Raw genomic sequence first — 12,976 nt, forward strand, 5'->3', positions numbered from 1 at the left:
CGGCCGGCGAGGACGTGGTTTCCCGGTGGAAGGGGATCCGGGTAGGCGTAGCGCCGGTGCGCGGAGTCCAACCGGTCCAGGCACGTCCGATCGACCCGGGCGGCGTTCGGTTCCAGCAACTCGGCGGCGAGATCGAGGAGATCGCGCTGCACACCGTCGAGGAGGACGTCGAACTCGCTCTCCATGGAGTCGGTGGAGATCGCCGCTCCGATCGCGGCGTTCGCCTCCTCGACGTCGCCGCTGGCGGTCAGACGCAGGTTAGCGGGGGCCGTCATTTCAAGGCACCATCCAGGCGAGTACCGGGGTCGATTGGAGGTAGACGAGCAGGCAGAGGAAGGGGACGAATATCGCCGTCGCGGCGAGGACCTTGCGGAAGAGCGCGCCCTCCTGGCCGGCGAGGCCGACCGCGCTCGCACCGATCGCGAGGTTCTGCGGGCTGATCATCTTGCCCAGGGCACCGCCCGCGGTGTTCGCTGCGGCGGTCAGCACCGGTGGGTGCCCGGAGCCCTCGGCAGCGCTCGCCTGCAACGCGCCGAAGAGCGAGTTGGAGGAGGTGTCCGAACCTGTCACGGCGGTGCCGAACCAGCCCAGCAGTCCGGACAAGAGGGGAAAGAGACCTCCCGCCCCTGCCAGGAAGGCGCCCATGGTGCTGGTTTGGCCCGACATGTTCATGACGTAGGCGAGGGCCAGCACGCCGGTGACCGTGACGGCGGCGGTGCGCAGTTGGTGCAGCGTCCGTCCGTACGCCACGGCCGCGCCCCGCACCGGAATCCTCAGTACGGCGGCCGTCACGATGCCTGCGACGAGGAGCACGGTGCCCCCGCTCGCGAGCCAGTCGAAGGTGAACCGGAGCAGCCCGAGCGGTTCTCCGTCCGCGTCGACGACGTGCAGACCCGGCCAGGAGAAGAACGTCGTCGTACCCGCAAGTGCCCGCGCTACCGCGGGGATCGAGACGACGGAGAAGAGGAGGACGATCACCGCGTACGGGGCGAAGGCGCGGACTACTTCGACGCGGGTGTCCGGCGGCCGGTGCTGTGCCGGTGTCCGCGTACGTACCGCGACTCCGCCGCCCACCGGGTCAACGGAGCCGGTCGCCGGCGCGGTCTCCCCGTGCGGCACCGTGTCCTGCTCGTCGCGGGGCGCAGGTCGCCACACTCGCAGAAGCAGCAGCACCGCAGCCGCCGAGACCAACGCGGCGACGATGTCGGTCAGTTCCACGGGCCCGTAATTGGCCATCAGGAACTGCGTGACGGCGAACGACGAGCCGCACACCAGCGCCGCCGGCCACGCTTCCCGTAGTCCGCGCCGTCCGTCGAGAAGGACGAGCAGCACCATCGGTACGAACAGGGCGAGTACGGGAACCTGGCGGCCCGTCATGGCGCTCAGGTCGCCCAGCGGCAGCCCCGTCACCCTGGCCAGTGTGATCACCGGGAGTCCGACGGCTCCGTAGGCCACAGGTGCGGTGTTGGCCACCAGCGCGACCGTCGCGGCCTTGACGGGCTTGAGGCCGATCGCGACGAGCATCACCGCGCAGATGGCGACGGGGGCACCGAACCCGGCCAGCGCCTCCAGCAGCGCGCCGAAGCAGAAGGCGATGAGGACGCCCTGCACGCGCCGGTCGTCACTGAGTCTCGCGAAGCTGCGCCGGAGCACGTCGAAGTGCCCGGAGGCCACCGTCATCCGGTAGATCCAGAGCGCGTTGACCACGATCCACATGGCGGGGAAGAGTCCGAACGCGGCTCCTTCCGCCGCGGAGTTGAACGCTTGTCCCGTCGGCATGCCGTACACGCCGACAGCTACGACCAGGCTGAGCGCGAGGCCGATCAGCGCGGCCAGCCAGGCGCGCACGCGAGCCACCCCGAGCAGAACGAAGAGGACGAGCAACGGCAATGCCGCCACCAGTGCGGACCACCCCAGGCTGCTGCCCACGGGGTCGATTATCTGCTGGTACACGGGAACCTCCTTGTTCCCCTGCGTGATACGGGAAGTTGTTCGGTCTCACCGATCCCGGATCAGAAGACGGGGGTCTCGGTGTAGGAGCCGAAGACCTCGCGCAGCGCGCCGGTGATCTCCCCCATGGACACGTGCGCCTTCACCGCCTCGATGGTGGCGGGCATGAGGTTGGCGGTGTCGTCCTTCGCGACGGCGAGCAGCGCCTCCATCGCGGCGGCGGCGCGGTCCGGGTCGCGGTTCTCCTGGACCTGCCGCAGGCGGCTGATCTGCCGGGTCTCGGAGGCGGGGTCGAGCTGGTGCGTCTCGATCTTCTCTCCCTCCTCCTCGTCGACGTACGTGTTCACGCCGATCACCGGGCGGTCCCCGGTGGCCTTGCGGCGGGCGAAGTCGTAGGCGGTGTCGGAGATCTCCCGTTGGAAGAAGCCCTGTTCGATGGCCGCCTCCACGCCGCCGATCTCCTCTATCCGTTCCAGACAGGCGTCGATGCCGCGTTCGAGCTCCGAGGTGAGGTTCTCGACGTAGTAGGAACCGCCCAGGGGATCGATGACGTTGGCCACCCCTGTCTCGTCGGCGAGGACCTGCTGCGTGCGCAGCGCGATCTTCATCGCTTGTTCGCTGGGGATGGTGTACGCCTCGTCGAGCCCGTTGGTGTGCAGGGACTGCGCTCCGCCGAGCACTGCGGAGAGTGCCTGGAGCGCGGTCCTGATGATGTTGTTCATCGGCTGGGGCTTGGTGAGGGTTGCCGCCGCGGTCTGTGCGTGGAACCGCAGCCGCATCGACTGGGGGTCCCGCGCGCCGAACCGCTCACGCATCATGCGGGCGTAATAGCGGCGCACGGCACGGAACTTGGCCGCTTCCTCGAAGAGATCGGCCTGGCTGACGAAGAAGAACGACAGCCTGCGCGCGAAGGTGTCGACGTTCACCCCCGCGGCCACCACGTCCTGGACGTACGCCTGGGTGATCGCCATGGTGAAAGCGATCTCCTGCTGGGCGTTGGCCCCGGCCTCGCTGATGTGGTAGCCGCTGATGTTCACCGGGTTGTAGCGCGCCATGTGCTGCGAGGAGTAGACGATGGTGTCGCGCACGATGCGCATGCTCGGACGTACGGGGAAGATCCACTCCTTCTGCGCCACGTACTCCTTGAGGATGTCGTTCTGGATGGTGCCGCTGAGCTTGTTCAGGTCGTATCCGCGCTGCTCGGCGACTGCCACGTACATGGCCAACAGAATCCAGGCCGACGGATTGATCGTCATGGAGACGCTGATCTCTTCGAGGTCGATGCCGTCGAAGAGCGCCTCCATGTCGGGAAGCGTGTCGATGGCGACGCCCTCGCGTCCCACCTCTCCGAGGCTCATGGCGTCGTCGCTGTCGAGGCCCATGAGCGTGGGCATGTCGAAGTCGACGGACAGGCCGGTCTGCCCCTGCGCGATGAGGTAGCGGAAGCGCTTGTTGGTCTCCTCCGCCTGACCGAAGCCGGCGATCTGCCGCATCGTCCAGGTCCGGCCGCGGTACATCGTCGGATAGGGGCCGCGGGTATAGGGGTAACGGCCGGGCAGCCCGATCTCCGACCAGTCGGCGGGAAGATCGACGGGTGTGTAGACGCGCTTCACCGGCAGGCCGCTTCCCGAGGCGTAGGACTCCCTGGACTCGGGACGGCGCCGGATGAAGGCGGCCAGTTCGCGGCTCTCCCAGTCGGCGAGCTCCTGCGCCACGGCCGTGTTCAGTTCGTCGGTGACCAGCGGTGCGGCGTGCTTCCGTCGTACTTCGTCCTCGTCAGCCATGTGTGCTCCTCGCTCCGTGTTCATGTCCAACCGATCAGTCGCCGAGCTGCCGTTGCGGGATCGTCGTGCTTCTCCGCGACCTGGTCCACGGCCTCGTCGAAGGCGGGCGTCCCCGGCCGGAGCCAGTCGCGCACGAGTTCTTCGGCCGCCCACCTGATCCGGGTGCCTGCGGCGCGGCGAGCCCGCCTCTCGCGCTCCCCGTTGCGCTCCATCCAGCGGAGGTGCTCGTCGAAGCGCTCGATGAGAGCCGTCACGCCGCTGCCCCGGTCGGCGACCGTCTGCTCGACGGGGACGTTCCACTGGCCCGGCTGCCGCTTGGCCAGGCGGAGCATGTCCCGCAGCTCCGAGACGGTCCGGTGGGCGCCGTCGCGGTCGGACTTGTTCACGACGTGTACGTCGGCGATCTCCAACAGCCCGGCCTTGATCGCCTGGACGCTGTCGCCGAGGCCCGGCACGCTCACCACCGCCACCGACTGAGCACCGCTGATCACGTCGGTCTCGGCCTGCCCGACGCCGACGGTCTCCAGCACGACGACGTCCCACCCGGCCGCGTCCAGCACCGTGACCGCGTCCAGGGCGGCGCGCGCCAACCCGCCGAGCGCGCCACGAGTGGCGAGGGACCGGATGAACACCCCGGGATCGCCGGAAAGAGTGGACATACGGATGCGGTCGCCGAGGATCGCGCCACCGGTGAAGACGCTCGACGGGTCGACCGCGATGATCCCGACCGACCGGCCTGCCCGCCGGTATTCCTGTGCCATCGCGGTGACCAGAGTGCTCTTGCCGCTGCCTGGCGGCCCGGTCACCCCGATGACGTGTGCGTGCCCGGCACGGCGGTGCAGTTCGGCCAGCATGACGTCGGTGCCGGGCGCGCGGCGCTCCACCCGGGTGAGCGCCCGTGCGATCATTCCGTGTTCGCCGCTGAGCACGCGCTCCGCCAGCGACGCGGGCGCCGTCACGGGACGTTCCCGGGGAGAGGTCCGGTGTCGTGGAGGCGGAGCAGCAACTGGCGGTCGTCGACGACCCGGCGGGCCTTGAACTCCGTACGGTCGAAGGTGTGTTGCCGCACGGGCACGACCTGCGCGCCCACGCCCAGCACGGTGCGCAGCCTGTCGGAGAGGTTCTCCACCCAGGTGGAGAGTGTCGCCCCGGTGAGTTCGGGCCCGTACTCGACCTGAACCATCAGGTGGTCCATGGCCGTCTCGCGGCTGATGACGATGCGGTGCTCTCCGCCGTACCCGGGCACGGCCATCACCACGTCGTCGATGGCGCTGGGATGGACGTTCTCGCCGCGGATCGTGAACATGTCGTCGAGCCGTCCGTAGATGCCCCGCGGCAGGTACGGATAGGTGCGTCCGCGCTCCGCCGAAGGGGCTTCCCAGCGGGTGAGGTCGTTCGACAGCAGGCGGATCATCGGCTGGCTGGTGCGCTCCAGCGTGGTGTAGACGGGGGTGCCCTCGGCCCCGTACGGCAGCCTGGTGTGGTCCGCCGGATCGCAGACCTCCGTGTAGACGAGGTCCTGCCAGCACAGCACCCCGGGCTCGTTGCCACCCGCCCCCAGGTGCATCCAGGGGGCGACCTCGGCCATGCTCCCCGAGTCGTACACCTCGGCTCCGAAGGACTCGGAGAGGAGGGAGCGGATGGCGGCGACGCTGGCGCCCGGCTCGCCGGAGAAGAACATGGCACGCAGCCCGAGTTCGGCGGGCTCGATGCCCTCCTCCGCGGCGACCTCGGCCAAGTGCAGCGCGTAGGAGGGAGTGCCGTAGAAGACGGTGACCCCCATCTGGCGAATCCAACGCACTGTGCGGGCGCTCTGCCCGCGGCTGCCGGCGCCGAAGGGGAAGACGCGGGCGCCCAGCCGCTCCGCGCCGGTGTAGGCGCCCCAGGAACCCCAGTACAGGCTGAGCGGTGAGGCGACCAGCACAGTGTCGGAGGGGCGGATGCCCATTGCCCACATCACGCGGGCGTGTGCGTTGGCCACGCTGCGCCAGTCCCGCTCGCTGATGCCGAAGGCGGTGGGGCGCCCCGTGGTGCCCGAGGTGCCGTTTACGTGCTTGACCTCTTCCTCGGGCACGCACAGGTAGCTGCCGAAGGGCTCGTTGACGGCCTGGTCCGCGCGGAGTTCGTCCTTGTGCACGACGGGGACCTTCTCGAAATCCTCGAGCGTGCGGATCGACGAAGGGTGGATACCTGCCTCGTCCCACTTCTTGCGGTAGAAGGGCGCGTTCTGCCAGGCGTAGGCCATCACTTCGCGGATGCGCGCGAGCAGCAGCTCGTCGCGCTGTTCGGCCGGCATGGTCTCGCGGCGCGGGAACCAGTGTTCCTGATGACCGGGCGGTCGGTAGTCCTCGTCGTAGCGGGGCGGCCAACTCCACTGTTCCATGGGGGCGTTGCGCACTGTCGTCACCTGCCTAGCTCCGGGGTTCCCGGCTGTGCACCAGGGAGCGGATCTCCTCGACGATCGTCTCGGGGGCGGTGTCCTGACCGAGCACTCCGGCCACGCCCATCCGTTTCAGTTCCAGCTCGTCCTCGTCCGGCATGACACCGCCGGCGACGACGACGAAGCGGTGCGGTTCCGGCAGGTCCGCAAGGACCTCGAAGAGCCGCGTGAAGATGGGCATATGCGCCCCTGACAGGAGGCTGACGCCGAGTACGTCGACGTCCTCCTGCACGGCGGCCTCGATCACCTGGTCCGGCTTGCGGTGCAGTCCGGTGTAGATCACTTCCATGCCGGCGTCGCGCAGCGTGCGCGCCACCACCTTCACGCCCCGGTCGTGACCGTCCAGCCCGATCTTGGCCAGCATCACCCTGATCGGCTCGGCAACGGTCTCCTTCTGAACTGGCGCCATCACCACTCCTGTTGGTCCGGTAGCCTGTGGTTGGACCATAAGCACTGGTTGAATTGGCGGACAACATGCGTGCACCGACTTTGCGGAACGGGAGTATGTCCGATGGCGACCACACATGTCTTGTGCCGGCGTGAGGGAAGGCTCGGACGCATCACGCTGAACAGGGAACGCGCCCTCAACGCCCTGGACTTGGAGATGATGCGCGCCGTCCACGGCGCTCTCGCCGGATGGCTCGACGACCCGGGCGTCGAGCTGGTCGTGCTCGACGGCGCCGGCGAACGTGCCTTCTGCGCAGGGGGCGACATCACCGTCGTGCACGCGTCCGCGTCCAACGACCCCGAGATCGCACGGCAGTTGTGGCGCACGGAGTACGCGCTCGATGCCCTCGTCGCCTCGTACCCGCTCCCCGTGATCGGGCTGATGGACGGGATCACGATGGGAGGCGGGATCGGTCTCGCCGGCCATGCCGCGATCCGCGTGGTCACCGAACGCTCGGTGCTGGCGATGCCGGAGGTCGCGCTCGGTCTCACGCCGGACGTGGGAGGCTGTCTGCTCCTCTCCCGCGCGCCAGGGGAACTCGGTACGCATCTCGCGCTCACGGGCGCCCGCATCGGGGCCGGAGACGCCCTCGCCTGCGGGTTGGCCGACCACTTCGTTCCTGCGCACCGGCTACCGGCGATGGTCGAGGCGCTGCGCCCGGGCCGGGACACGATCGACGGAGTGCTCGGCGACTTCGCGGAGAAGGCCCCGCGGGGCGCTGCGGACCTGGTGGACCAGGCTTCCTGGATCGACGACTGCTACGCGGCCGACAGCGTGGAGGAGATCCTCGAAAGGCTCCGCGCCTGCCGCACACCCGCCGCCACGGCGGCCGCGGAGGCAGTGGGAAGGGGCTCGCCGACCGCCCTCAAGGTGACGCTCCGCGCCCTGCGCGAGGCTCGTTCCATGACGACACTCGAGGAATGTCTGGCGCAGGACTACCGGCTGTGCTGCCGCTTCCTCGAAGGGCCGGACCTTCCGGAAGGCATCAGAGCCACCGTGCTCGACAAGGACCACAGGCCGCACTGGTCCCCGTCCGAACTCGGCGACGTCACACCGGAGATGGTGGACCGGTACTTCCTTGACGCGCCGAACTCCCCAGTGGGCTAGCGTGGTTGGACCAGAGGAAGAATGAACCAGTGAGGACAGGTTGAGCGAGCCGGAATGGCGGACGGTCAGGCCCGTCCGCACACACGAGCAGGTGCTGACCCAGATTCAGCAGAAGATCCTCGACGGCCGGCTGCGGGTGGGCGATCGACTGCCGAGCGAGCGCGAGTTGGGCGAGGCGCTCGGCGTCAGCCGCAACAGCGTCCGCGAGGCGCTGCGCGTGCTGGAGTCGATGGGCATCCTGAGCGCCCAGGTGGGGTCCGGCAGAGACGCGGGCTCCACGGTGGCGGGCCGCTCGACCGCGGCGCTGAGCAACCTGCTGCGCCTGCACATGGCCTTGTCGCAGTTCAGCCTGGAAGATCTGGTCGACGTACGGATCGAGCTGGAGCGCCTGGCCGTTGTGCGCGCCGCCGCAGGGGCGGACGTCGGGGACCTCGAGCGCCTGCGCGCTCTCACCCGGGCCATGGCGGAACCCGGCATGGACTACGAGCGCTTCCACGAACTCGACAGCGAGTTCCACATCGCCCTCACGCGCGCTTCGGACAACGCGCTCGCCACCGACCTCATGCAGGCGCTGCGAGACGCGGTCAAGGGCGAAATGATCGCCGCCTTCCGGCGGGTGCGGGACTGGGAGGTCATGGTCTCCACCCTGACCGAGGAGCACCTCGCGATTCTCCGTGCGGTCGAAGCAGGAGACGGAAAGGAAGCCGCCGAACTCGTCACACAGCACATCAAGGGCTTCTACGCAGCGGTGGGCGACGCCCCGGAATGACGCTCGCACGGCGCGATGCCGGCGGTCGCGGTTCCCGAACCTCAACTCTTCTCAGCAGCGTGAGAAGAGTTGAGGCTCAGTGAACCCTCGGGGCCGAACCCGGAGACGGGAGCAACGTGCCCCGCCGCGGGGCTATTCGGTCACGGTACGTCGACCCGGGGACTGGCCACCGTGGTGTTGTTCGCGAGGGCCAGCAGTCTGTCGCGCGAGCCGTTGAACTTGTCGCGGTCGACGGGGTTGATACCGCCGATGTTGCCCGAGTCCGTGTACTGCCAGACGGTCCACGCCGGGAAGCCGGTCGGGATGGTGGGGCTGCCGGTGGTCCAGTGGGCAACCCACAACGGCGCCTTGTCGCTCATGCCCGTCCAGCCGCCGGTGCAGGTGTTCCACCAGTTGGCCGTGGTGTAGATGACCACGTCGCGAGAAGTGCGGTCCTTGTAGGTGTTGTAGAAGTCGCTGATCCAGTTGCGCATCGCGGACTGACTGAGTCCGTGGCACTGGGAACTGGACCCGTTCTCGATGTCCAGGACGCCGGGGAGGGTGAGGTTGTCCGCCGACCAGGCACCGCCGTTCTTGGCGAAGAAGTCGGCCTGGGCCGCACCGCTCGACGAAGCGGGGCGGGCGAAGTGGTACGCGCCGCGAATGACGCCGTTGTCGTACGCGCCCGTGTAGTTGGCGTTGAACTTGTCGTCCCTGAAGTCCGTGCCTTCGGTGGCCTTGATCCAGGCGAACTCGATTCCGGCGTTCTTCACCGAGCCCCAGTTGATGTCGCCCTGGTAGTGGGAGACGTCGATCCCCTGGACGCCGCTGGTGTCCTGCGGGGTGATCTGGCGGGGCTGCTTGCCCACCATCTCCTGCTCGGCGCTGATGCCCATACGGCCCTCGCCCGGCCCGTAGCCGCCCGACGGGGAGGCGTGGGAGATACCGGCGCTCGTCAGCGTCAGGGTCATCGTCGCGCCGACGACTCCGACGGCCGTGGCGATCCTACGCGCGTAGAAGCGGGGGGAGTTCGGCATGTGCGTCTCCTGGTGTGGGGGATTGATGTAGACACGTCACACATACATGACAGTGTCGACCGCGGGAAGAGTCCGACTGCTCTGCCGGGGGTCTAGACCACTCGTCGTCCGCTTGAGCTGAGGAAACCGCGCCCGAAAACCGAGACTTTCAATCGACGTCAACGGCGTTGGCGGCGCCTCGGCGCGGCCGGCGGCAACGGGTGGCAATAGCACGGGTGTTGGCCATGCGGCCCAAGTCGATGCTCTTCGACGAGCCGACCAGCGCGCTCGACCCCGAACTCGCCGGCGAGGTGCCGGCCACCATGCGCGATCTTGCGCGCGACGGGTTGACGATGTCGGTCGTCACGCACGAGGTCAACTTCGCCCGGGAGGTAGGCGTGTGCGCAGGGAGAAGCCGGTAGCGGCACGTACGCCCAAGCCCCACGGCGTGACGGCGCCGGACGGCCGGGGGCCGCACCCCGAGCCGTGCGTTCCGGTACCTCACTGCGGTCCGCCGATCGGCGCGCGAGATCCTTGCGGACCGATCGGCTGCGGAGAAGCACCCCAGCGTGGTCAGGCATGCTCGGCAAGGCACCATGCGGGGCGCGAAGCGCGATGTCCTCGCGTACAGGGGCGGTCGTTAGGATCTCCGGCATGGCCAACCTTCGTGAGGCGCAGAAGCAGCTGACGCGGCGCCTGCTGCTGGAGTCGGGCCTCGAGCTCTTCAAGGCGAAGGGGTACGCCGCCACCACGGTCGACGACATCGCGACCGCGGCGGGCACCACGCGCGTGACCTTCTACGCGTACTTCCCCTCCCGCAGCGCACTGATGAAGGCGCTCATGGACGAGCAGCTCAACGAGGCGCTGCAGCGCGTCCGTTCCCCCGAGCACGGCTCGACCGCACGCGACCTCGTCGCCACCGTCGCGGAGGGGACGCCGGAGGCGATCATGGCCTGGCTGCGGCAGACCGCCGACAGCTGGCCGGCGATCCGGCCGATCATCCGGATAGGCCGCCACGCCGCGGCGGTCGACCCCGAACTCGCCGACCTCGTCGAGCAGTGGTTGGAGGAGGCCATCGGCGACATCGAGGACGGCCTGACGATGGCCGGGCGCTTCGAGCCCCACCAGCGGCACTTCCGCGGCGTCCTCGCGATGGCCCAACTCGACTACGTCGCCCAGCACTGGGACGGCGCCGACTGGAAGCTCACGCGTGAGCAGATGCTCGACGAGCTCGGCTCCAGTTGGGTGCAGCTCCTCACCTGACCTGCTTGGAACCCGCTGTGCCCTGCGGTTGAGCCGCCACGGCGCCGTACGCCGGTCGCGACTTCGACGCGGGGTCCGTCTCGCCGGAACGGAAGCTCCGAGCCCAGCGGTCCGCGTGCCGTCACCTTCGCCGCCCGTGACACCCCGTCGGGGGCCATGACGCCTGCCGTGCCGCAGGCGTCTCCTCCTGCCGCGCGCAGCCGCACTCGCCGCGAGCCGACGCCGCACCCCGCCGCAACGTGGAGCGGCCGCGGGCGAAGCGCGCCCGCGAAGGTCCGTACCGGACGCATCCGGGGACCGCACGTCCGGATGTTGGTCAGTCGAGAAGCGGCTGCACAACCCCTCTGCGCATTGTTTTAGCGTGGCGTTCATTTCCTTGACGCTGTGTAAAGCGAGTAGCTAGCGTGACCGCAGCCACAGGGCGCCGTGGGCGCCCCACACCGGACACGTGAGGCAGGCATGAGCGTCAGTAGCAACACCGTGCACACCGTTCTGGGACCGGTGCCGGCCGAGGAACTGGGCGTCGTAGCGGTCCACGAGGCGCTGCTGTCCGTGGTGCCGGGCGCGGAGTACGCGTTCGACGTCACCCTCGACCGAGCCGGGATCTTCGAGACGCTCGCCGCGAAGCTGCGTGACTTCCGCGCCCACGGCGGCGGCACCGTCGTCGACAGCACCGGCATGTTCCACGGCCGGGACGTCCGCCTCTACGAGGCGCTCTCCCGCGCAACCGGCGTGCACCTCGTCGCCTCGACGGGACAGGGCCCCGAGGAGCTGGTCGGCGGCTACTTCCTGACGCCGCAGACCAACCCGCCGACGCCGTGGCCGGCGGAGAAGTTCGCCGACCTCTTCACCAAGGAGATCACCGAGGGCATGGTCGTCCCGCGCGTGGAACGACGCGGCGCCGCCGGCCTCGTGGCCGTCGCCGCCACCCGCGAGGGCATGACGGCGACCGACGAGAGCCTCTTCCGCGGTGCGGCCCGTACCGCGCTCAGCGCGGGCGTCGCCGTCTCCCTGCGCCACGGGGACGACGCCGTCCACGACCTCGGCGTGGTTCTCGACGAGAAACTGCCGGCCGACCGCGTCGTGGTCGGCGGGCTCGACCGCAGGGACGCCGCCGAGTCCGGTGCGCCGCTGGAAGTTGCTCGCCGCGGCGCCTACGTCGCGCTCGATCACGTCGGCACGGAGGACGAGGCCCACCTCGGCGACGCCGAGCGAGCCGCCCTCGTCGGCGACCTCGTGAGCGCCGGCTTCGGAGACCGGGTGCTGCTCTCCAGCGGCGCGACCGGAGTGGCGAAGGGCCATGCCGGCAACGACCTGCCGTACAGCCACGTCCTGACCACCTTCGTCCCGCGGTTGAAGGCACAGGGACTCAGTGACGAGGACGCGCGGCGGATTCTCGTGGCGAATCCGCGCGCCCTGCTGTCGGTGCGCTGAGCGCGCCGGCACCGACGACCGTCAAGTCTTTTTCCGAAGGTGAGTGTTGTGTCGAGAGTGCACACGGTTCTGGGGCCCGTCCCGGCGGAGGAGTTGGGGTTCGTGGCCGTCCACGAGCACGTCGGGTACGGCATGCCCGGCTCCGAACTGGACACGAAATGGTGGAAGTCCCCGGAGGAGCGGTACGAGGAGACCGTCCCGAAGCTGCGCAGGTTCCGCGAGTCGGGCGGCGGCACCTTCGTCGACGTGACCGGGATCTGCAACGGCCGCGACGTCGACTACTACAAGTCGCTCTCCGCGAAGACCGGTGTCCACATCGTCGCCTGCACCGGCTTCGTCGGCGGCGACACCGCGTTGCCGCACTTCGCGAAGGCCGACGTGGAGTACCTCACCCGGCAGTTCGTCCACGAGATCACCGTCGGCATCGGGGACACAGGCAGCCTTGCGGGCGTCATCAAGGTCGGCGTGAGCCGCGGCGGCCGGATGACGGACCTGGACAAGCGCATCTACCGGGCCGCCGCCCGCGCCGCGCGCGCCACCGGCGTGCCGATCCTGACGCACCTCGCGATCGACGCGGAGAACGCGATCGCGATCTTCGAGGAGGAGGAACTGCCTCTCGACCGCGTCCTGTTCGGACACGTCGACGACGGCGTCAACGCCGACAAGACCCGCGACGTCTGGATCGCCGATCAGGGCGGCCGCATCGGCTTCGACACCTTCGGTTACGAGACCGAGCTGCCGGACCCGCCGTTCTGGGCCCGCCCCCGGCAAGAGCGGCTCGACCAC

The 12,976-nt window shown here is 69.2% G+C and carries 12 protein-coding genes and 1 pseudogene; 6 read left to right on the plus strand and 7 right to left on the minus strand.

Going from position 1 to position 12,976, the window contains the following annotated elements:
• The 6 genes from UWG_RS31120 to UWG_RS0126190 all read right to left on the minus strand — a co-directional run.
• A partial coding sequence (locus UWG_RS31120) for a hypothetical protein (RefSeq protein WP_016910153.1) occupies positions 1–275 on the minus strand: 275 nt, incomplete at its 3' end.
• Between the two features lies 1 nt (position 276).
• Positions 277–1,953 carry an L-lactate permease gene (locus UWG_RS0126170; RefSeq protein ID WP_016910154.1) on the minus strand — a complete coding sequence of 559 codons (1,677 nt, stop codon included), beginning with the start codon at positions 1,951–1,953 and terminating at the stop codon, positions 277–279.
• A gap of 59 nt (positions 1,954–2,012) precedes the next feature.
• The gene (locus tag UWG_RS0126175; RefSeq protein ID WP_016910155.1) at positions 2,013–3,734 is read right to left on the minus strand and encodes a methylmalonyl-CoA mutase family protein; all 1,722 of its coding nucleotides are present in this window, start codon (positions 3,732–3,734) and stop codon (positions 2,013–2,015) included.
• A gap of 20 nt (positions 3,735–3,754) precedes the next feature.
• Positions 3,755–4,693, minus strand: a complete 939-nt coding sequence (gene meaB / locus UWG_RS0126180; protein WP_016910156.1) for a methylmalonyl Co-A mutase-associated GTPase MeaB — start codon at positions 4,691–4,693, stop codon at positions 3,755–3,757.
• Positions 4,690–6,141, minus strand: a complete 1,452-nt coding sequence (locus UWG_RS0126185) for a phenylacetate--CoA ligase family protein (protein ID WP_237720301.1) — start codon at positions 6,139–6,141, stop codon at positions 4,690–4,692. Before UWG_RS0126185 ends, meaB begins: the two co-directional genes overlap by 4 nt.
• Before the next feature lie 4 nt (positions 6,142–6,145).
• On the minus strand, positions 6,146–6,583 hold the full coding sequence (locus tag UWG_RS0126190; protein WP_016910158.1) for a cobalamin B12-binding domain-containing protein: 438 nt from the start codon (positions 6,581–6,583) through the stop codon (positions 6,146–6,148).
• Between the two features lie 102 nt (positions 6,584–6,685).
• Here UWG_RS0126190 and UWG_RS0126195 point away from each other — a divergent pair, with 102 nt between their 5' ends.
• Both UWG_RS0126195 and UWG_RS0126200 read left to right on the plus strand, forming a co-directional pair.
• Positions 6,686–7,729 (plus strand): enoyl-CoA hydratase/isomerase family protein, encoded by a 1,044-nt coding sequence (locus UWG_RS0126195; protein WP_016910159.1) that lies wholly within the window; start codon positions 6,686–6,688, stop codon positions 7,727–7,729.
• Positions 7,730–7,820: 91 nt separating this feature from the next.
• Positions 7,821–8,498, plus strand: a complete 678-nt coding sequence (locus UWG_RS0126200) for a FadR/GntR family transcriptional regulator (RefSeq protein WP_106430013.1) — start codon at positions 7,821–7,823, stop codon at positions 8,496–8,498.
• 140 nt (positions 8,499–8,638) lie between these two features.
• Here UWG_RS0126200 and UWG_RS0126205 read toward each other — a convergent pair whose 3' ends face one another.
• Complete coding sequence (locus tag UWG_RS0126205) at positions 8,639–9,514, minus strand: GH25 family lysozyme (RefSeq protein WP_016910161.1); 876 nt, start codon at positions 9,512–9,514, stop codon at positions 8,639–8,641.
• 185 nt (positions 9,515–9,699) lie between these two features.
• Between UWG_RS0126205 and UWG_RS33885 the strand changes: the two are divergent.
• From UWG_RS33885 to UWG_RS0126225, 4 genes and pseudogenes are all read left to right on the plus strand, one after another.
• Positions 9,700–9,891 (plus strand): annotated as a pseudogene (locus UWG_RS33885) (ATP-binding cassette domain-containing protein); the annotation flags it as partial.
• Positions 9,892–10,147: 256 nt separating this feature from the next.
• Entirely contained in the window at positions 10,148–10,756 is a 609-nt protein-coding gene (locus tag UWG_RS0126215; RefSeq protein WP_016910163.1) for a TetR/AcrR family transcriptional regulator, read from the plus strand.
• Positions 10,757–11,215: 459 nt separating this feature from the next.
• Positions 11,216–12,190 (plus strand): phosphotriesterase family protein, encoded by a 975-nt coding sequence (locus UWG_RS0126220; RefSeq protein ID WP_016910164.1) that lies wholly within the window; start codon positions 11,216–11,218, stop codon positions 12,188–12,190.
• A 48-nt stretch (positions 12,191–12,238) separates the two neighbouring features.
• Positions 12,239–12,976: phosphotriesterase family protein (locus UWG_RS0126225; protein ID WP_033196389.1), on the plus strand; the 738-nt coding region annotated here is incomplete at its 3' end.

This window comes from Streptomyces xiaopingdaonensis, assembly GCF_000262345.1.
Classification (GTDB): Bacteria; Actinomycetota; Actinomycetes; order Streptomycetales; family Streptomycetaceae; genus Streptomyces; species Streptomyces xiaopingdaonensis.